Source organism: Micromonospora humidisoli (assembly GCF_016900955.1).
GTDB classification, from domain to species: Bacteria; Actinomycetota; Actinomycetes; order Mycobacteriales; family Micromonosporaceae; genus Micromonospora; species Micromonospora wenchangensis.
This window is the reverse complement of sequence record NZ_JAFEUO010000006.1, coordinates 371,914-390,108: the sequence shown is the minus strand read 5'-3', so window position 1 is coordinate 390,108 and position 18,195 is coordinate 371,914. Positions and strand designations below refer to the sequence as shown.

The 18,195-nt window shown below is 73.1% G+C and carries 16 protein-coding genes and 1 riboswitch; of the genes, 6 read left to right on the top strand and 10 right to left on the bottom strand.

Annotated elements, in window-relative coordinates:
* Nucleotides 1-105 precede the first annotated feature (105 nt).
* Nucleotides 106-606, top strand: coding sequence for a hemerythrin domain-containing protein (locus JQN84_RS23245; RefSeq protein ID WP_204960630.1), 501 nt, complete (start codon nt 106-108; stop codon nt 604-606).
* 114 nt (nt 607-720) lie between these two features.
* Here JQN84_RS23245 and JQN84_RS32130 read toward each other — a convergent pair whose 3' ends face one another.
* Complete coding sequence (locus JQN84_RS32130; protein WP_204960629.1) at nt 721-1,146, bottom strand: winged helix-turn-helix transcriptional regulator; 426 nt, start codon at nt 1,144-1,146, stop codon at nt 721-723.
* 100 nt (nt 1,147-1,246) lie between these two features.
* Here JQN84_RS32130 and JQN84_RS23235 point away from each other — a divergent pair, with 100 nt between their 5' ends.
* Nucleotides 1,247-2,062 (top strand): SDR family NAD(P)-dependent oxidoreductase, encoded by an 816-nt coding sequence (locus JQN84_RS23235; protein WP_204960628.1) that lies wholly within the window; start codon nt 1,247-1,249, stop codon nt 2,060-2,062.
* 9 nt (nt 2,063-2,071) lie between these two features.
* On the opposite strand, the gene JQN84_RS23230 is transcribed toward JQN84_RS23235, so the two are convergent.
* Nucleotides 2,072-2,941 (bottom strand): metallophosphoesterase family protein, encoded by an 870-nt coding sequence (locus JQN84_RS23230; RefSeq protein WP_204960627.1) that lies wholly within the window; start codon nt 2,939-2,941, stop codon nt 2,072-2,074.
* A 291-nt stretch (nt 2,942-3,232) separates the two neighbouring features.
* Nucleotides 3,233-3,322: riboswitch (ZMP/ZTP riboswitch) on the top strand.
* A gap of 18 nt (nt 3,323-3,340) precedes the next feature.
* Here JQN84_RS23230 and JQN84_RS23225 point away from each other — a divergent pair.
* The gene (locus JQN84_RS23225) at nt 3,341-4,777 is read left to right on the top strand and encodes a glycine hydroxymethyltransferase (protein WP_204960626.1); all 1,437 of its coding nucleotides are present in this window, start codon (nt 3,341-3,343) and stop codon (nt 4,775-4,777) included.
* A 191-nt stretch (nt 4,778-4,968) separates the two neighbouring features.
* Here JQN84_RS23225 and JQN84_RS23220 read toward each other — a convergent pair whose 3' ends face one another.
* The 6 genes from JQN84_RS23220 to JQN84_RS23195 all read right to left on the bottom strand — a co-directional run bounded on the left by JQN84_RS23220 (nt 4,969) and on the right by JQN84_RS23195 (nt 11,324).
* Entirely contained in the window at nt 4,969-5,220 is a 252-nt protein-coding gene (locus tag JQN84_RS23220) for a hypothetical protein (RefSeq protein WP_204960625.1), read from the bottom strand.
* Nucleotides 5,221-5,297: 77 nt separating this feature from the next.
* Nucleotides 5,298-6,617 (bottom strand): aminotransferase-like domain-containing protein, encoded by a 1,320-nt coding sequence (locus JQN84_RS23215; protein WP_239485964.1) that lies wholly within the window; start codon nt 6,615-6,617, stop codon nt 5,298-5,300.
* A gap of 4 nt (nt 6,618-6,621) precedes the next feature.
* Complete coding sequence (locus JQN84_RS23210; RefSeq protein WP_204960624.1) at nt 6,622-7,725, bottom strand: alpha-hydroxy acid oxidase; 1,104 nt, start codon at nt 7,723-7,725, stop codon at nt 6,622-6,624.
* Nucleotides 7,722-8,744 (bottom strand): LipP1 family hormone-sensitive lipase, encoded by a 1,023-nt coding sequence (gene lipP1 / locus JQN84_RS23205; RefSeq protein ID WP_204960623.1) that lies wholly within the window; start codon nt 8,742-8,744, stop codon nt 7,722-7,724. The genes JQN84_RS23210 and lipP1 overlap by 4 nt, the downstream gene beginning before the upstream one ends.
* Before the next feature lie 11 nt (nt 8,745-8,755).
* A complete protein-coding gene (locus JQN84_RS23200) occupies nt 8,756-9,976 on the bottom strand; it encodes a cytochrome P450 (protein ID WP_204960766.1) in 1,221 nt (406 codons plus the stop codon).
* 61 nt (nt 9,977-10,037) lie between these two features.
* On the bottom strand, nt 10,038-11,324 hold the full coding sequence (locus tag JQN84_RS23195; RefSeq protein WP_204960765.1) for an SGNH/GDSL hydrolase family protein: 1,287 nt from the start codon (nt 11,322-11,324) through the stop codon (nt 10,038-10,040).
* 357 nt (nt 11,325-11,681) lie between these two features.
* Here JQN84_RS23195 and JQN84_RS23190 point away from each other — a divergent pair, with 357 nt between their 5' ends.
* From JQN84_RS23190 to JQN84_RS23180, 3 genes are all read left to right on the top strand, one after another.
* A complete protein-coding gene (locus JQN84_RS23190; protein WP_204960622.1) occupies nt 11,682-13,232 on the top strand; it encodes a class I adenylate-forming enzyme family protein in 1,551 nt (516 codons plus the stop codon).
* Nucleotides 13,233-13,471: 239 nt separating this feature from the next.
* Nucleotides 13,472-14,680: an MFS transporter gene (locus JQN84_RS23185; RefSeq protein WP_204960764.1), complete on the top strand. Its 1,209-nt coding sequence runs from the start codon at nt 13,472-13,474 to the stop codon at nt 14,678-14,680.
* A gap of 224 nt (nt 14,681-14,904) precedes the next feature.
* Nucleotides 14,905-15,588, top strand: a complete 684-nt coding sequence (locus JQN84_RS23180; RefSeq protein WP_204960621.1) for an SGNH/GDSL hydrolase family protein — start codon at nt 14,905-14,907, stop codon at nt 15,586-15,588.
* 277 nt (nt 15,589-15,865) lie between these two features.
* Here the strand turns inward: JQN84_RS23180 and JQN84_RS23175 are convergent, their stop codons facing one another.
* Both JQN84_RS23175 and JQN84_RS23170 read right to left on the bottom strand, forming a co-directional pair.
* Nucleotides 15,866-17,224: an ATP-grasp domain-containing protein gene (locus tag JQN84_RS23175; protein ID WP_204960620.1), complete on the bottom strand. Its 1,359-nt coding sequence runs from the start codon at nt 17,222-17,224 to the stop codon at nt 15,866-15,868.
* The gene (locus tag JQN84_RS23170) at nt 17,224-18,195 is read right to left on the bottom strand and encodes an alpha-ketoacid dehydrogenase subunit beta (RefSeq protein WP_204960619.1); all 972 of its coding nucleotides are present in this window, start codon (nt 18,193-18,195) and stop codon (nt 17,224-17,226) included. Before JQN84_RS23170 ends, JQN84_RS23175 begins: the two co-directional genes overlap by 1 nt.

The following is an 18,195-nucleotide window of genomic DNA, read 5'->3' as shown; positions in this document are numbered from 1 at the left end:
CCATCGCCGCCGTCCGCCGGTGCCGGACGTTCGCCGGGCACGATCCGTTTCCGCAGTTCGTCCCGGGGTACCGGGATTGCCGTCGCCGATCAAGGAGGTCTGCCGGTGTCCACCGATGCCATCGTCCTGCTCAAAGAGGACCACAAGGAGATGCGCCGCCTCTTCCGCGAGTTCGAGAAGGCGCAGGAGGGCCCGGCCAGCCGCCGCCGGAAGCTGGTCGACGAGATCGTGGCCGCCCTCACCACGCACACCTACCTGGAGAACGAGGTGATGTACCCGGAGGTCCGCAAGCTCCTTCCGGACCTGGAGGACGACATCCTGGAGTCGTACGAGGAGCACCACGTCGCGGACGTGCTCTGCGCCGAGCTGGCCGCGATGGACGCCGCCGACGACCACTTCGTCGCCAAGACCACGGTGCTGATCGAGAACGTCGAGCACCACGTCGAGGAGGAGGAGCAGGAGTGGTTCCCGAAGGTGCGGGAGGCGCTCGGCCGCAACCAGCTCCAGGAGATCGGCGAGCGGATGATCGCGCTGCGGCCGGACGCCCCCCGCTCCCCCAGCGACCCGAAGGCGGTCAGGAGCGCCCGGCACGCCACCACCGCCTGAACCACGTGCGACCCGCACCATGCCACGAGGGGCCCGACCGTCCGGTCGGGCCCCTCGTGGCATGGTGGGCGCGGTCGGAAAGAAGGCCCACGGCCACACCCCGCGTGGGGCCGGTCAGGATGGGCCGCTCGATGCCGCAGCGGCGGCCCGGTGCCGGCCGGCGACGAGGGCGGCCTCGTTGCTGACCGCCCAGTCGGCGAGGGCGGACAGCGGGCCGAGCAGGCTCTGCCCGAGCGGGGTGAGCCGGTATTCGACGCTGGGCGGGACGGTGGGATGGACCTCGCGCAGCACCAGGCCGGCCGCCTCCAGACCACGCAGGGTGCGGGTCAACATGCGTTGGCTGATCCCGCCGATGGCCCGGTGCAGCTCGTTGAAGCGGTACGGCTGACGGCCCAGCAGGACCAGCACCAGCATCGACCACTTGTCGCTGAGCAGCCGCAAAAGGCCGGTGACCGGGCAGCCGTCGTACTCGTCGGCCGGAACGGGCGTCGGCAGCGCCGCGCCCACCAGGGAAGGAACATCCGTGTGCGCTGGGGACATGAAACTGCCTTCTTCCGCCGCCGTCGGCCTCCGAACAGGATTGTGCCGAGGTTGACGTCCGGTGCCGAACGGGGGCCACCGGGCGACGGGAAGGGGTGGTATGCGGGTCACCGTCATCAGCGGCGGCACCGACGGCATGGGTCGGGGCACCCTCGAAGCCCGGCTCCGACGCGGGGACGAGGTCGTCGCCATCGGCAGCAACCCCGCGAAGGGGCGGTCCGTACAGGCGCTCTCCGACCGGGTGCACTTCCTCCGGGCGGATCTGCGCTCGGTGGCGGCGACCCGCCGGGTCATCGACGTCATCCGCGACCGGTGGCCGACGGTGGACGCCCTGGTGCTGTGCGCCAACCGGCAGTCACCCCGGCGGGTGGTCACCGACGAGGGCCTGGAGCAGACCTTCGCGCTGTACTACCTGAGCCGTTACCTGCTCAGCCACGGCCTGCGCGACCAGCTCGACGCCGCCGAGCGGCCGGTGATCATCAACGTGGCAGGCGTCGGCAGCACCAGGGGTTCGATCCACTGGGACGACCTCCAACTCACCCGCAGGTACGGCATGGTGGACGCCCAGTTGCAGGCCGGCCGGGCGAACGACCTGCTCGGGGTGGACTTCGCGGCACGCTCCGGCGCGCGGGCCCGGTACGTGCTCTACCACCCCGGCTTCACCCGCAGCGGCGACCTGTCGACCATGCCGGCGGCGGTCCGTGGGGTGATCCGGGCGGCGTCGGTCTTCGCCAGGCCGGTCGGAAAGTCGGTCCGCCCTGTCGTGGAGTGGATCGAGAACCCGCCGTCGGAGGCGCTGACCGCCAACGACCGGGGCCGACCCGTGCCACCGTCGACCGGGACGCTCGATCCGGCCACCGCCCGGCGTCTCGGGGCGGTGACCGGCGCGCTGCTCACCCGCCTGCACCCCGGCTGAACCGGTGGCTCACCACAGGGTCACCGGTGCGCCCGTGGGCGCGGGCAGGATCTGCCGTACCCGGCCGGGGGGCACGCTGCGCTGTCGCCACTCCCGGGGGTAGCCCACCGAGACCTCCTCGAACCGCACCCCGTCCTTCCAGGTGGTACGGGGGATGTGCAGGTGCCCGTAGACCACGGTGGTGGCGGCGAACCGACGGTGCCAGTCGGCGGTGGCCTCCGTGCCGCACCACTGGGCGAAGATCGGGTAGCGCAGCACCTCGGTCGGGTGGCGGTCCAGCGGCCAGTGGTTGATCAGCACGGTGGGCAGATCCGGGTCGCGGGCTTCCAACCGACTGGCGGTCTGCGCCAGCCGGGCTTCACACCACGCCTGCCGGCTCGGGTACGGGTCGGGGTGCAGCATGAACTCGTCGGTGCAGACGATCCCGGTCCGGTACGCCTCGGCCAGCGCCGCCTCCCGGGTGTCGAAACCCGGGGGCCGCCAGCTGTAGTCGTAGAGCAGGAACAGGGGGGCGACCAGCGCCGGACCGCCGGGCCCCCGCCACACCCGGTAGTCGTCCTCGGGGGTGACCACGCCCAGTTCCCGGCACCGCCGGACCAGCAGCTCGTAACGCTCCACCCCGCGCAGGGTCACCGGGTCGGCCGGCGGGGTCCACAGTTCGTGGTTGCCCGGCGCCCAGATGACGGTGTCGAAGCGTTCGGCGAGCGTGCCGAGCGTCCACTCGATGTCGGCGACGGTCTCCGCCACGTCACCGGCGACGATCAGCCAGTCCCGTGGCGAGGCGGGGCGTAGCGCCTCGACCAGGGCACGATTCTCCGCGTACCCGACGTGCAGGTCGCTGATCGCGACCAGACTGCCCTCGATGTCCTCCCCCAGCATCCGCCGATCGTACGCAGACGGCTCCCCGGCGTGCGGCACGCGGGAGCACCCCTCGGCCGGGGTCGGTCGGCGGAGCCGGGCCCGGCCACCCTGTCCTCGCCCCTCATCGTCGCTGTGGAGCCCGGCGCGGCCACGGTCGCCGGGTCGGCCCTGCCCTCCGCGCCGACGATCCGGTCGCCCATCTCGGCACGATCGAAGAACTGCGTCCCGGTCGGGCCGGGCAGCGTGGCCGCGACCGACGAGGTGCTCCGGAGGTGCTCCGGAGGGTCCACCGGCCACCCGGTAGGATCGTCGGCGGGCCGTGACTGGCGCGTGGGGATGGAGCACCATCGGGAAGCGGCCCCGTCATGAGGACGCACGCCGAGCGCCTGGGCCTTCCGCACGTCACCTGGAGGTCGCATGTCGCGCAACGCCGAGTCCACCGCTTTCCGCAGCGCGCTCGAGGTGATCCGGGCGGTCGAGCCCCGGGTGGCCGACGCCATCGGCGCGGAGCTGGCCGACCAGCGTGAGTCGTTGAAGCTGATCGCCAGCGAGAACTACGCCTCCCCGGCGACCCTGCTGACCATGGGCAACTGGTTCAGCGACAAGTACGCCGAGGGCACCGTCGGCCGCCGCTTCTACGCCGGCTGCCAGAACGTCGACACCGTCGAGGCGCTCGCCGCCGAGCACGCCAAGGAGCTGTTCGGGGCCGCCCACGCGTACGTGCAGCCGCACTCGGGCATCGACGCGAACCTGGTCGCGTTCTGGGCGATCCTGGCCGACCGGGTCGAGTCTCCGGCTCTGAAGAAGGCCCAGGTACGCCAGGTCAACGACCTGACCGAGGCGGACTGGTTCGCGCTGCGCCGCGAGCTGGGCAACCAGCGGATGCTGGGCATGTCGCTGGACGCCGGCGGCCACCTCACCCACGGTTTCCGGCCGAACATCTCCGGCAAGATGTTCGACCAGCGCAGCTACGGCACCGACCCGGCCACCGGCCTGATCGACTACGACCGGGTCGCCGAGGCCGCCCGGGACTTCAAGCCGCTGATCCTGGTCGCCGGCTACTCGGCGTACCCCCGGAAGGTGAACTTCCGGATCATGCGGGAGATCGCCGACTCGGTCGGCGCGACCTTCATGGTCGACATGGCGCACTTCGCCGGCCTGGTCGCCGGGAAGGTCTTCACCGGCGACTTCGACCCGGTGCCGCACGCGCACATCGTCACCACCACCACCCACAAGTCGCTGCGCGGCCCGCGCGGCGGCATGGTGCTCTGCGGCCCGGAGCTCGCCGACCAGGTCGACCGGGGCTGCCCGATGGTGCTCGGCGGCCCGCTGCCGCACGTGATGGCGGCCAAGGCGGTCGCGCTGGCCGAGGCCCGGCGGCCCGACTTCGCCGACTACGCGCAGCGGATCGTCGACAACGCGCAGGCGCTCGCCGAGGGGTTGCTGCGCCGGGGCACCACCCTGGTCACCGGCGGCACCGACAACCACCTGGTGCTGCTCGACGTCTCCGGCTACGGCCTCACCGGCCGGCAGGCCGAGCAGGCGTTGCTCGACTCGGGCATCGTCACCAACCGCAACGCCGTCCCGCAGGACCGCAACGGCGCCTGGTACACCTCCGGCATCCGGATCGGCACCCCGGCGCTGACCACGCGGGGCCTCGGCACCGCCGAGATGGACGCCACCGCCGAGCTGATCCACACCGTGCTCAGCCAGACCACGCCGGGGGCCAACGCCGACGGCACCCCGTCGAAGGCCAAGTACGTGCTCGACCCGGCGGTCGCCGACTCGGTCGGCAAGCAGGCCACCGACCTGCTCGCCGGCTTCCCCCTCTATCCCACCGTCGCCCTCGACTGACCACGCCCCGCCCCCGCGCCTGCCCGCCCCTCCCCCGCCAACCCGACCGAACCCCGGCCGGAGGCATCGGGTGGGGCGGGTTGGCGGGGTGATCAAGAGGTTCTGGTCAGGGGAGGTCGTTCTGGTGACCGAAACCTCTTGATCACCCGAACGACCGGGTGGCGGGGTGGCTGGGTGACAGCCGGCGGGGGTCAGCCGAGGGGGCGCTTGAGGTGGTAGCGGTGGACCTCGGTGCTGCCCTGGATGTTGTTGACGTCCTCGGCGGCGGAGACCAACTCCCAGCCCTCCCGGCCGACCCGGTTGAGGTGGGCGATCGCGGTGTCGCCGTACGCCGTGACGTCGGTGCGTGAGCCGTCCGGGCCGTACCAGACGAACGAGACGTGGAACTGGCGTCCCTGTCCCTGGTAGCGGCGGACCAACAGGGCGTACTCCCAAGCGATCATGCGTCCATTATGGCCACCGCCACGCCCGCTGCACAGCACGGGGGGTGGCGGTTCGACGACACCGGGTGGGGGTCGGCTCAGCCGGCCGGGATCGCGGCGCGGGTCAGCTCGTCGGTGATCAGCGCGGCCAGCCGGTCCAGGCCGAGGTCGATCTGCGCCGGGGTGACGGCGCTGACCGACAGCCGCAACGCGTCGACCGGACGGCCGTCGTCGTAGAAGTGCGCCATCGGGGTCCAGAGCACCCCGTACCGCTCGGCGGAACGGCGCAGCAGCGCGTCGTCCACCGGGAACGGGACGGTGACCACGACGAAGAAGCCCCCGGCCGGGGTGTTCCAACGCACCGGCGAGCCGGCCGGGAAACGCCGCCGCAGGCCGGCGAGGAGATGGTCCCGGTTGCGGGTGTACGCCTCCCGTTCCCGCCGGTTCGCGGCGACCAGCGAGCAGCCGTGTTCCAGCAGGGCCCCGCCGATCACGGCCTGGGCCAGCGGCGACGTGTTCACCGAGACCATACTCTTGATCTTGGCGAGCTGGTCGGCGAACAAGCCCACCCCGCCGCCGACCCCACCGACCCGCTGGTCGGCCACCAGGTAGCCGATCCGCGCCCCGGGCAGCACCGTCTTGGCGAACGAGCCGAGATAGACCACCCGCCGTCGGGTGTCGAGCGCCTTGAGCGTCGGCACCCGGTCGGCGTCCCCGGCCGGGAACAGACCGTATGGATTGTCCTCGATCAGCAGCAGGTCCTCCTCGGCGGCCAGGTCCAGCAGCCGCTGCCGGTCGGCCAACCCGATGCTGGTGCCGGAGGGGTTGGCGAAGTCGGGCATCACGTAGCAGGCCCGGGGGCGCAGCCCCTCGTCCCGGGCCCGGTGCGCCTGCGCCCGCAGGTCCGCCAGGTCCACCCCGGCCGGGCCACCGGCCACCGGCCGCACCGGCAGGTCCACCAGCCGGGCCGCCCCGGTCAACCCCACGTACGTCGGGGCGACGGCGAGCAGCACGTCGGTCGGGCCGGCCCGTAACGCCCGCAGCACCAGCAGCATCGCCTCCTGGCAGCCGACGGTCACCACCACCGCCTCGTCGTCGACGTGGACGTCCTCGTCGACGGCGAGGTTACGGGCGATCAGGTGATGGATGATCCCCTTTGTCCGGCCGTACTGGAACAGGGTGCGGCGGACCTGGTCAGGGCTCTGCCCGAGGTCGTCGGCGAGGTGCCGGCGGAACCGGTCCAGCCAGCGCCCCGGCGCGTCGTCGTCGAAGAACTCCTCGTACGGCCGCCCGGCCGCCAGCGACACCGCGTCGGGCCAGTGCTGGGACACCTCGTTGAGGAAGTTCATCGAGTTCAGCACCGGGTCGTCGACCGCCGGGTGCAGGGTCGCCAGGTCCAGGTCCACCAGATGCTCCAACGGGTCAGCCTCCGGTCAGGGTACGCAGCCGCCGGGCCTGCGCCGGGTCGGCACAGCCGGTCAGGGTCAACGCGTCGCGCAACTCCACGGCGAGCAGGTCGAGGGCGGCCCGTGCCCCGGCGCGCCCGCCGGCCGCCAGCGCCCACAGCATCGGGCGGCCCAACAGCACCCCGGTCGCACCGAGGGCGAGCGCGCGCAGCACGTCCGTGCCGGACCGTACCCCGCTGTCCAGCAGCACCTCGATCCGCCCGCCGACGGCCGCGACCACCTCGGGCAGCATGGTGGCGGTGGCCGGCGCCCCGTCGAGCTGCCGGCCGCCGTGGTTGGAGACCACCACGGCGTCCACCCCGACGTCGGCGGCGCGGACCGCGTCGCGCGGGTCGAGCACCCCCTTGACCAGCAGCGGCAACCGGGTGCGTTCCCGCAGCCAGGCCAGATCCGCCCAGGTCAGCGCGGGGGCGAAGGCGGCCTCGGTGTGTGCGGCGATGGCCGACACGCCGGGGGTGCCGGCGTGGGCCAGGTCGTCGCGGCCGGCGGGCAGGTTGGCGGCGGTCACCTCCGGCGGCAACGCGAAGCCGTTGCGCACGTCGCGCAGCCGCCGGCCGAGCACCGGCACGTCGACGGTGACCATCAACGCGGCGCAGCCGGCGGCGTGCGCCCGGTCGAGCAGGTCGGCGACCAGCCCCCGGTCGCGCAGCCAGTAGAGCTGGAACCAGACCGGTCCCTCGGTGGCGGCGGTGACCTGCTCGACCGGGGTGCTGCTCAACGTGCTCAGCACGTAGGGCACGCCGGCCGCACCGGCCGCCGCCGCGAGCGCCGGCTCACCGTCCGGGTGCAGCAACCGCTGGTACGCCATCGGCGCGACCGCCACCGGCATCGCCTGCTCCCGGCCGAGCAGCACTGCGTCGGTGCGCGGACGTTCCACCCCGGTCAGCACCCGGGGCAGCACGGCGACCCGGTCCAGGGCGGCCCGGTTGGCGGCCAGCGTGGTCTCCACCCCGCTGCCCCCGCCGACGAAGTCCCAGACCCCGGCCGGGAGCGCCCGCCGGGCCAGCTCGGCGAAGTCGGCCAGGCTGACCGGCTGCCGGTCGACCTCCCCGACGGTCACCGCCCGTCCCCCGCCGTGGCGGTGGCCACCCCGCCGGCCGGCGGGGTGGGCAGCCCGAAGACCTCCCGGAGGAAGGCGGCGGCCTCGTCCTGGGCGCGCCGACCGGCGTCGAAGACCCCGGGCATGGCGAAGAACCCGTGGATCATCCCGGGATAGCAGGTGGCCCGCACCGGCACGCCGGCCTCCCGCAGTCGTTGCGCGTACCGCTCCCCCTCGTCCCGCAGCGGGTCGTGTTCGGCGGTGACCACCAGGGCCGGCGGCAGGCCGGACAGGTCGTCGGCGAGCAGCGGCGAGGCCAGCGGATCGGCCGCGTCCGCCGGGTCGGCCAGGTAGTGCCCCCGGTACCAGTCGACGGAGTGCCTGTTGAACAGCAACGGGTCCTGCTCGTCGCCGGTGCCCCGGGCGTCGGCGTCATCCTGGTCGGTGGCGGGGCGCGGGCGGTCGGCCCGCTGGTCGGTGTTCGGATAGACCAGCAGTTGCCCGGCCAGCCGGGGGCCACCCTCGGCGCGGGCCAGCAGGGTCACCGCCGCCGCCAGGTTGCCCCCGGCGCTGTCCCCGCCCACCGCCAGCCGGTCCGGGTCCACCCGCAGCTCGGCGGCGTGCTCAGCCAGCCACCGGGTGGCGGCGTGGCAGTCCAGCACGGCCGCCGGGAACGGGTGCTCCGGGGCAAGCCGGTAACCGACCGTCACCACCTGGCAGCCGGTGGCGTTGGCCAGCCGGCGGCAGATCCCGTCGGCGGTCTCCACACTGCCCAACGTCCAGCCGCCACCGAAGAAGTAGACCAGGGTGGGCAGCGGCCCGTCACCGGCCGGCCGGTGCACGCGGACCCGCAGGTCCCCGTCGGGGCCGGGGACGGTCGTGTCGCGTACCTCGTGGACCGGCTCGACATCGCCGCCGCCGGCCCGGATCGCGGCGAGGTCGGCGGCGCGGGCCTCGGCGAGGGTCTGGGTGTACAGCGGCGCGACGCCGGCGGCGGCCCGCGCGGCCCGGTACGCCACCACCTGGGGGTCGAAGGACATGGGATCGGCTCCTATCCGCCGGTGGTGACGAAGAGCTTGTCGATGCCGCGCAGGAACAGGCTCCCGCTGTAGTCGGCCGGCTGGCTGACCGCGAGCCGGGGGAACCGCGCGAAGAGCCGGGGCAGGCCGAGCCGGCCCTCCAGGCGGGACACCGCCGCGCCGAGGCAGAAGTGCGGGCCGACGCCGAAGGCCAGCGACGGGGGGCCGTCGCGGCGCGGGTCGAACCGGTCCGGCCCGGGGAAGCGGTGCGGGTCCCGGTTGGCCCCGGCGATGATCAGTAGGACGTTCTCGTCCCGGGCGACCGGCACGCCACCCAGCACGGTGTCCCGGGGCGCGGCGCGGGCCAGGAAGTGCACCGGGCTCTGCAGCCGCAGCACCTCGTCGACGCAGCCCTGGGCCAGCGTCTCGTCGCCGGGCAGCGCGGCCACCGTGTCGGGGTGCTCCAGCAGCACCGGCAGGCCGTTGCTGAACATGTAGACGGTGGTGACGAAGCTGGCGTTGAACAGCACGATCAGGTTGCTGATCAACTCCTCCTCGGTCAGGTCGACCTCGCCGGAGTCCAGCGCCTCGACCAGCCCGGAGATCAGGTCCTCACCCGGCTGGCGGCGACGGTGCCCGATCAGGTCCCGGTAGAGCGCCCGCAACTCCTCGGCGGCCTGGTTGGCCAGGGCCAGCCGCTGCGGGGTCTTGCCGGCCACGTCGAGGAACTCGTCGATCCAGTCGACCCGCTGCCGGTACCAGGCCAGCTCGCTCTCGGGCAGGCCGATGAACTCGGCCATCACCAACGCCGGCACCGGATAGGCGAAGTCCGCGACGAAGTCGACCTCGGAGCCGTCGGAGCCGGTGTCGGCCATCCGGTCCAGCAGGGTGTCGACCACCCGGACGATCACCGGTTCCAGCGCGCCGAGCCGGCGCGGGGTGAAGGTACGGGAGAACACGCCCCGCATCCGGCCGTGGTCGGGCGGGTTGACGAACATCATCGACGACTGGAAGGTCCGCAGGATCTCCTGCTCCTCCCAGCCCGGCGGGGGTTGCTTGTACCACTCCGGATCACGCAGCACCTGGTCGACCAGGTCGTAGCCGACGGCCACGGCGCTGACCGTGCTGTGCTCCGGACGGTTCGGGATGACGCTGATCGGCCCGTGTTCGTGCAGGGCCGCGTACCACGGATAGGGGTTCTGCCGGCCGGCCTCGCTGTACAGACCGGACAGGATCTCGTCGACGTCCACGATGGTGCTTCCTCCCCAGGAAATGACCGGGGGGCGACGGGTCACCCCCGCCGCCCCACCGGTGTCACAGACCGAGCAGTCGAAGGGGTACGGCGTCCGCCAACGCCTGGTTGCCGGCGTCGTTCGGGTGGATGTGGTCACCGGCGTCGTACGCGGGCAGCAGCCGGCTCGGCTGGGCCGGGTCACGCAGCACCGCATCGAAGTCGAGCAGCCCGTCGAACTCCGCCGCTCCCGGCCCCCGCAGCCAGGTGTTCACCGCCTGCCGGGTGGCGTCCTTCTCGGGCGTCCACACCCCCGGGTTGCCGTGCCCCTCGTACGGGGTGAGGGTGACCGCGAGGCTGCGCAGGCCGCGCGCCTTGGCCTGCTTGTTGATCTGCCGCAGCGAGGTGATGATCCGGTCGGCGGAGTCGTCGGACATCCAGATGTCGTTGATGCCGAGGTGGGTCACCAGGGTCTTCACGCCGGTCTGCGGGAAGACGTCCTCGTTGAGCCGGGCCAGCGCGTTCGGACCCAGCTCGTAGTAGCCGGGGAAGCCGCCCGCGCCGGGCTCGGTGCCCTCGTGGTTGAGCCGGTTACCGGCCAGGCTCAGGTTGAGCACCCCGGGGGTGCGCACCTCGGGCCGTGCGGCGACCAGCCGCCCGGCGAGCAGTTCCGGCCAGCGCTTGTTGGCATTCACGGTGCTGCCGTTGGCGTCCCCGATCGAGTCGCTGAGCACCACCACCGCACCCGGGCTCGCCGGGCGCAGCACGTCGATGCCGGACAGGAACATCCAGCAGCAGTCCGGGCGGATGGTGAAGCCGGCGCCGTCGGCGGCGGTGGTCAGGTCGTTCGCCCCGATGAAGGTGGTGACCTTGGACTGGCCGTGGAACGTGACCGGCCCGGTGAGCACCGGGAAGTGCAGGGTGACCACCAGGTCCTCCTGCTCGCCGACCGCGTAGGTCAACGGGTCGCTGAGCAGTTCGGCACCCTTGTTCATGGTCGCCGAGGTGGACCCGCCGAACTTCAGCTCCCGCACGGTGCCGGGCAGGATGTCCGACCTGTCGGTCAGGGTGGCGGTGTTCGGGCGGGCGACGGTGGCGTGTCCCACCTGCACGGCCTGCTCGCCGTAGAGGTTGCTCAGCCGGACCCGCAGCCGCTCGCCACCCACGGTGGTGCGCACGGTCATCCGGATGCTCTGGTTGTTCAGGCCGGTGTTCGTCAGCCCGACGGTGTTGCCGCGGGTGACCGCCGCGGCCCACGTACCCGCCCACTGCGGCCGGGCGGCTGCCGCGGCGGTGTCCGAGTCGGACGGACCGGCGCTGGCCACCACCGCCGGGGCGCTCACGACCAGCAACGCGGCCGCGGACGCTATGACCTGCCATCTCTTCGGGGTCGACATTGAACCTCCATGTTGGGCCGCCCAGGGCCGGCGTCCATTGACGGCACCGCCCGGACGATGGTCCAGAAACCTAGCCGTGACGTCTGACAGGCGTCAATCAACCCGATAGACATGATCAATTGTCCATGGTGGGCAGCTCATCGCCGTTCGGCTCTGTCACCGGGCGAGGCCACCGGCCTAGGCTCGCTACCGGCGGCGGTGCGCCCGCCCATGGCGCGCACCCCCGTCGCGGGCCGGGCGGGGACCTGCCCGGCCGCCAACCCGGCCGGTCGCCACGGCGGGTCCCACCGGGCCGCCGGCGACCCGCCGCATCGACCTGGGGGCTGTGCGATGACCGACGGGGCCGACCGATCCACCACCTACGTGCACGACGCGCTGGAGCTGTTCGCCGGCTTCGGCGACCGGGAGGCGCTGGTCGGCGACGGCAGGCGGCTGACCTACCCGCAGGTCGCCGCCGAGGTACGCGGTCTGGCGTACGCCCTGACCGGCCACGGGGTACGCCCCGGCGCGGCGGTGCTGGTGATGCTCGGCAACGCGGTAGAGGGTCCGCTGCTCCAGCTCGCCCTGCACCTGCTCGGCTGCCGCAGCATGTGGATCGCCCCGGTCACCTCCCGGCGGGAGATCGACGAGTTCGTCCGGCTGGCCCGTCCCGACGTGTTCGTGCACCACGCGCAGGCCCCGGACGGGCTGGGCGACCAGATCGCCGCCTCGCTGTCCGGGGTGCCGGTGCTGCGGCTGGGCGTCGAGTTGACCGCCGACGCCCCGCCGGTCGAGCTGCCCGCGCGGGTGCCGACCCCGGAGTCGTTCCTACAGACCAGCGGCACCACCGGCACCCCCAAGCTGGTGCACCACCGGGAGAGCTTCTACCGGCAGGTGCTGGCCCTGGCGGCGGATTTCCGCGCCGCCGGTTTCCCGCTGCTGCGGCACCTGTCGCACTCCCCGATGTGGCTCGCCAGCGGCCAGATCACCACCCTGTTCAACCTGTTCACCGGCGGCGTGCTCTTCCTGCGCCAGCAGTGGGATCCGGCCGCGTTCATCGCCACCGTCGACGCCGAACGGCTCACCTCCACCTTCGTCACCCCGCCGATGCTCTACGAGGTGCTCGACCATCCGGCCCTGCCCGACGCGGACTTCTCCGCCATGTTCATGTTCAACGTGGGTGCCGGGCCGGCCGCGCCCGCCCGGCTGCGCCAGGCCATCGCCCGGTTCGGCCCGTGCCTGCGCATCGTGTACGGCCTCAGCGAGGCGGTGGTGATCTGCGCCCAGCCCGGCCTGACGGAGGACCCGGCCCACCCGGAGCGGTTGGGTTCCTGCGGCCGGCCGTACGGGGACGTCACGGTGGAGATCCGCGACGCCGACGGGCGGGTGCTGCCGGCCGGCACGGACGGCGAGGTGTGGGTGCGCACGAAACTCAGCTTCCACGGCTACCACGGCCAGCCCGAGCTGACCGCCGAGACGCTCGTCGACGGCTGGGTACGCACCCGCGACATCGGCCACCTCGACGACGACGGGTTCCTCTACCTGGTCGACCGGTTGCAGGACCGCATCCTCACCCGGCAGCGCAGTTGGCCGATCTACTCCCGACCGATCGAGGACGTCCTGGCCGGGCATCCGGAGGTGCGCGCGGCGGCGGTGATCGGGGTGCCCGACCCGGTCGCCGGGGAGCTGCCGTACGCGTACGTGGTGCGCGCGCCGGGGGCGACGGTGACCGGAGCGGAACTGATCGGTCTGGTCACCACCGAACTGAGTGACACCTGGGCGCCGGGTGCGGTGGAATTCGTCGACGCGCTGCCCCTGAACCGGTCGGCCAAGGTGGACAAGCGGGCGCTACGCGGACGGTACGCCGCCGGCGTGCCCGCCGCGGTCGGCAGCCCGTCGTGACCGCCGACGCCGACACCGGCCCGCGTACCACCACCGACGGCGACCCGTGGCCGGCCGACGCCGGGGCTCCCGGCGGGGCATCCGGCCTGCGACCGGCCGACGGCCCGACCGGTCCCGGACCGACCCCCGGTCAGGACGACACCGGAGCGGACGGCGTCGGGGCGGGTAGGGCCGGGGCGGGCGACGCCGGATCGCTCGCCGCACCGCCGGGTCCCGCGCGGCGGGCCGCCCGGCGGGAACTGGTCACCCTGGTCGCCGCCGATCTCATCTCCAACCTGGGCAGCCGGATCTCGGTGATCGCGATCCCCTGGCTGGTGCTCACCACCACCGGCAGCCCGGCCAAGATGGGCATCGTCGCGGCGGCCGAGTTCCTGCCGTACATGCTATCCAGCTCGTTGGCGACGCCGTGGGCGGACCGGTTCGGGGTACGACGTACCTCCATCACGGTGGACGCGGCGAGCGCGGCCGTGATCGCGGTGGTCGCGCTCGCCCCGTGGCTCGGTTTCGGGGCGCTCGTCGCCCTCGTCGCGGTGGCCGGCGGCCTGCGCGGCATCGGTGACCGGGTCAAGCACGTCATGTTCCGGCCGGCCGCGCAGCGGGCCGGGGTGGAGCTGATCCGGCTCACCTCCGCCTACGACGGGCTGGCGCGCGGGGTGGCGCTGTTCGGCACGGTCATCGGCGGTCTGCTCATCGACTGGGTCGGGGTGACCCGGGCGATCTGGATCGACGCGGGCACCTTCGCGGTCTGCGCACTACTGGTCGGGGTGCTGGTGCGCCCGCCCGTAAGCGACGCGCCCGTCGCGCCCCGGGAGGGCTACTTCCAGGCGTTGCGCACCGGCTTCGGCTATCTGCGCACCGACCGGGTGCTGCTGACCATGCTGGTGGTGGTCTCCGCCCTGAACATGTTCGCCGCCGCCAACACGGCCGTCTGGGTGCCGCTGTGGGTCCGCGACGAACTCGGCGACCCGGCCGGGTTCGGGCTGGTGCTCGGGGTGTTCGGCGGTGGCGCGCTGCTCGGCAACGTGGTCTTCACCATGCTCGGCCCCCGGCTGCCCCGGAGCCTGGTCTTCGCGGCCGGGGCGGCGTTGAGCGGCGCGCCCCGCCTGCTGGCGCTGGCGCTGACCGACCACCTGGTGGTGGTGCTGGTGGTGACGTTCCTGTCCGGGATCGGCATCGCGGCGGTCAACCCGCTGCTCGGCGCGGCCCTCTACGAACGGGTGCCGGACGCGTTGCAGACCCGGGTGCTGGGGATCTCCGGTTCGCTGGCGTTCGTCGGGCTGCCGGTGGGAGCACTGCTCGGCGGCTGGTCGGTGACGGTGCTCGGGCTGCGGCCGGCACTGCTGGTGATGGCGGTGGTGTGCGCGGTGCTGACCGTGCTGCCGCTGTTCGCCGGGCCGCTGCGGATGGGCCGGCCGGCACCCCCGCCGGCGGCCGTCGAACCGGGCTGACGCCCGACGGGTCCACCCGGCCGCCCGCACCGCCCGACGCCGACAACCTACCCGCGACGACCGACACAACCGCCGGACCGGCCGGGACGGGCCGGGGACCAGGCGGGCCGGGGTCGGGAGACCGGGCCGGGGCCGGCGCTGGTTGGCGCACCGGGACGACCATCAGGCGATCCGGGCGGTCGGTGTGATCGACGGCACCGGTCCGGTCGGCTACATTCCCGGCCATGTCATCGATGTTGACCGAGGCCACCGATCCGTACTGCCTGCGCGAGGGGGAGAGCGCCGCGCTGCTGCGCGACCATCCGTGGCACCGGTTCGTGGTGCTCGGCGACAGCGTCGCCGAGGGCATGTGCGAGCCGGTCGAGGGGTACCCGGACGTGCAGTGGGCCGACCGGGTCGCCGCCGAACTGTCGGCGGTACGCCCCGGGATGGCGTACCTGAACCTGGGTCGGCGCGGGCTGCGGGCGCAGCAGGTGCGCGCGGGTCAGCTGGACCGGGCGTTGGCCTTCTCCCCCGACCTGGCGCTGGTGGTCTGCGGCGGTAACGACGCCTTCCGGACGGCGTTCGACCCGGACGCGGTGGACACCGAGTTGACCGCGATCGTCGGGGCGCTGCGCGACGCCGGGGTGGACGTGATCACGGTGGGCATGTTCGACGTGTCGCACAGTCCGGCGGTCCCGGCGGCGCTGCGGCCCGGCCTGGGCGCCCGGATGCGGCTGCTCTCCTCGCGTACCAGGCGGCTGGCCGACCGGTTGGGGGCGCTGCACGTGCACCTGACCGATCATCCGGCCGGCACCGATCCGTCGATGTACAGCAGCGACGGCCGGCACGGCAGCGCCCGCAGCGACGCCATCGCCGCCGCCGAAACCATCCGCCGCCTCGGCACCCACCTGGGCACCCACCCCTGACCACCCGCCCCACCCTGCACCACCCGCCCCGCCCCACCCGCCCCGCCCTGCCCGCCCTGCCCCGCCCGGCAGTGTCGATCAAGAGGTTTACGTCAGGACATCGGCCCCGGATGACGCGAACCTCTTGATCGACACGCAAACCTCTTGATCGACGCGGCGGGAGCAGGGGCGGAGGCGGAGCAGGGGCCGAGCCGGGCCGGGTGGAGGCACGTGGAGGCGGGGACGAAGCGGGGTGGGATGTTGGACGGGGTGGGAGCGGTAGGGACAGGGCGGGTCGTCAGTCGGTGAGCAGGATGCCGGTGAGCAGGACGCCCCGGGCCAGGTTGAGGACCTCGTCGCAGCCGGGGAAGCCGACCCGGGCCAGGGCACCGGAGCCGGTCCGCCCGAACAGGTACGGGGCGATGCTGTAGGGAACCTCGGCGGTGACCGTCTCGCCGGTCTCGATCTGGACGAAGTCCATCTCCACCCGGTCGGCGGGCCAGTACCGCTGCAGGATGTCGCCGCCCCGGTCGAGGGCGACGCGCAGGCCCTCGGCCCAGTCCGCGTCGCTCAACTCCCGGCCGATGAGCACCCCGTGGCCGGCCGAGCCGTCGGCCGGCTTGACCACCAGGTTCTCCCGGTCGGCCAGGGCCCGCTCCAGTTCGGCGGCGGTGAACGCCACGGTGTGCGGGACGTACCGGCGGATCAGGGCCTGGTCGTCGGCGGAGAGCAGGTCCAGGTCCTCGTAGAGCCAGGCGAAGTTGACTTTGTTGCCGAGCAGCCAGGCGGCGGTGCTGACGAACATCGGCAGGGTGCCGGCATCGAGCGCGCCGGCCACCGCATCCAGGCCGGCGCTCGGGGTGACCCGGTTGGGCACGAAGAGGCGGAACAGCGCGTCGACAGGTGCACCGCCGACGACCAGCCGCTTCGCGTCGTCCAGGGTGGCCGTGCCGACCGGGGCGATCACCAGGTCGATGCCGAACCGGCGGGCCTGGTCGACCAGCGGAGAGAGGATCTTGATGAAGTCGTCAGGGGTCTCCAGGCCGGGGTAGTCGGCGTCGAAGTCGAGCAGCAGCGCCACCCGGGCCCCGTCGGGCAGGGACAGTCCGTCGCGGATCGCCACGAACCGCTGGTCGAGCAGGGACGGTGCCGGCCGCACCGGCAGCCCGTCGAGGATGCCCTGCTCCTGGTAGAGCGCCGCGTACCGGCGGACCACCGTGTCGGCGTCGAACCCGCCGCCCAGGCTGCTGTCGATGTTGTACTCGACGATCCTCGGCACGCCGCCGGAGATCAGCACGTCGGGCCGGTACGCGGCGAGCAGGTCCTCGGACAGTTCCTCGGACTCGTCGAGCAGCCGGGTCGCCCCTGCGGGCACCCCGAGCAGCCGCTGCAACTCCCCGGCGGTGCGGGCCCGCCGCCGGCAGGCGTCCAGGATGAGCTGGGCGATCCGGTCGCAGACCTCGTTCAGCTCGCGGAACGCGTCCGCCGGCATGACCGGGGGTCGGGCCAACCGCCACTGCTTGTTGTACGTCGCACAGCCGTAGAAGATCTCCCGCCAGGCGGCGGCCCCGCTGGCCACCATCGCCGTACGGGCCGGCTCCGGCAGCTCGCGCCACGCCTGACCGGGCTCGGGCCAGCGGTAGTTCGGATCGGTCATCATCTGTCCTTCATGGTCATGTGGATGGCGGCGGTGAGTTGCTCGCGGCCCGGCTGCACGGCCCGGTCGAGCACCGGCGCGAAGGGCAGCACCGCTCCGTCCGGCCGGGTGACCCGGCGCGGCGGCGCGACCAGCGGCACCCGTTCCAGCACCGAGGTGATGATCTCGGCAGCGATGCCGCAGGACCGGTTGGAGTCGTCGACGACCACCAGCCGGCCGGTGCGGGACACCGAGTCGAGCAGGCCGTCGAGGTCGAACGGGTAGATCGTGCGCGGGTCGAACACCTCCACCGACACCTGGTCGGCGAGTTCCTCGGCGACGGCGAGCGCGTCGTGCACCAGGTGCCCGATGGCGACCACGGTGACGTCGTCGCCGGCCCGGCGGACCACCCCGCGCCCGAGCGGCACCGGCGCGAGGGTGGCGAAGTCGACGTCGTCGCGGACCTCCATCGCGGCGGCCGGGGCGAAGACCACCACCGGGTCGTCGTGCCGGATCGCCGACGCCAGCAGCCCGTACGCGTCGGCCGGGGTGGCCGGCACCACGGTGACGATCCCGACGTGGGCGAACAGCGAGTACGGGTGGTCGGAGTGCTGCCCCGCCCAGCCGGTGCGGGAACCGGAGCCGGGCACCAGGTAGGTGACCGGCACCGCGCACTGCCCGCCGGTCATCATCGGGAACTTGTGCGCGTGGTTGACGATCTGCTCGAACACCAGGAACAGCAGCGACGGGATCTGGAACTCCACCACCGGCCGCAGCCCGGCCAGCGCCGCCCCGGTGGCGAAACTGGTGAACGCCTGCTCCGACAGCGGGGTGTCCAGCACCCGGTCCGGCCCGAACCGTTTGAGCAGGCCCGGGGTGACGTTGGCCGCGCCCACCCGGATGTCCTCGCCGAGCAGGAACACCGCCTCGTCCCGGGTCATCTCGTCGGTGAGCGCCCGGGTCAGCGCCTTGCGGTACGACAGCCGTGGCAT

Bases quoted from the DNA above. Each gene is read 5' to 3' on its own strand.
- JQN84_RS32130 (WP_204960629.1), bottom strand. From the start codon at position 1,146: ATGTCCCCAGCGCACACGGATGTTCCTTCCCTGGTGGGCGCGGCGCTG.
- JQN84_RS23235 (WP_204960628.1), top strand. From the start codon at position 1,247: ATGCGGGTCACCGTCATCAGCGGCGGCACCGACGGCATGGGTCGGGGC.
- JQN84_RS23230 (WP_204960627.1), bottom strand. From the start codon at position 2,941: ATGCTGGGGGAGGACATCGAGGGCAGTCTGGTCGCGATCAGCGACCTG.
- JQN84_RS23225 (WP_204960626.1), top strand. From the start codon at position 3,341: ATGTCGCGCAACGCCGAGTCCACCGCTTTCCGCAGCGCGCTCGAGGTG.
- JQN84_RS23220 (WP_204960625.1), bottom strand. From the start codon at position 5,220: ATGATCGCTTGGGAGTACGCCCTGTTGGTCCGCCGCTACCAGGGACAG.
- lipP1 (WP_204960623.1), bottom strand. From the start codon at position 8,744: ATGTCCTTCGACCCCCAGGTGGTGGCGTACCGGGCCGCGCGGGCCGCC.
- JQN84_RS23190 (WP_204960622.1), top strand. From the start codon at position 11,682: ATGACCGACGGGGCCGACCGATCCACCACCTACGTGCACGACGCGCTG.
- JQN84_RS23180 (WP_204960621.1), top strand. From the start codon at position 14,905: ATGTCATCGATGTTGACCGAGGCCACCGATCCGTACTGCCTGCGCGAG.
- JQN84_RS23175 (WP_204960620.1), bottom strand. From the start codon at position 17,224: ATGACCGATCCGAACTACCGCTGGCCCGAGCCCGGTCAGGCGTGGCGC.
- JQN84_RS23170 (WP_204960619.1), bottom strand. From the start codon at position 18,195: ATGCCACGGCTGTCGTACCGCAAGGCGCTGACCCGGGCGCTCACCGAC.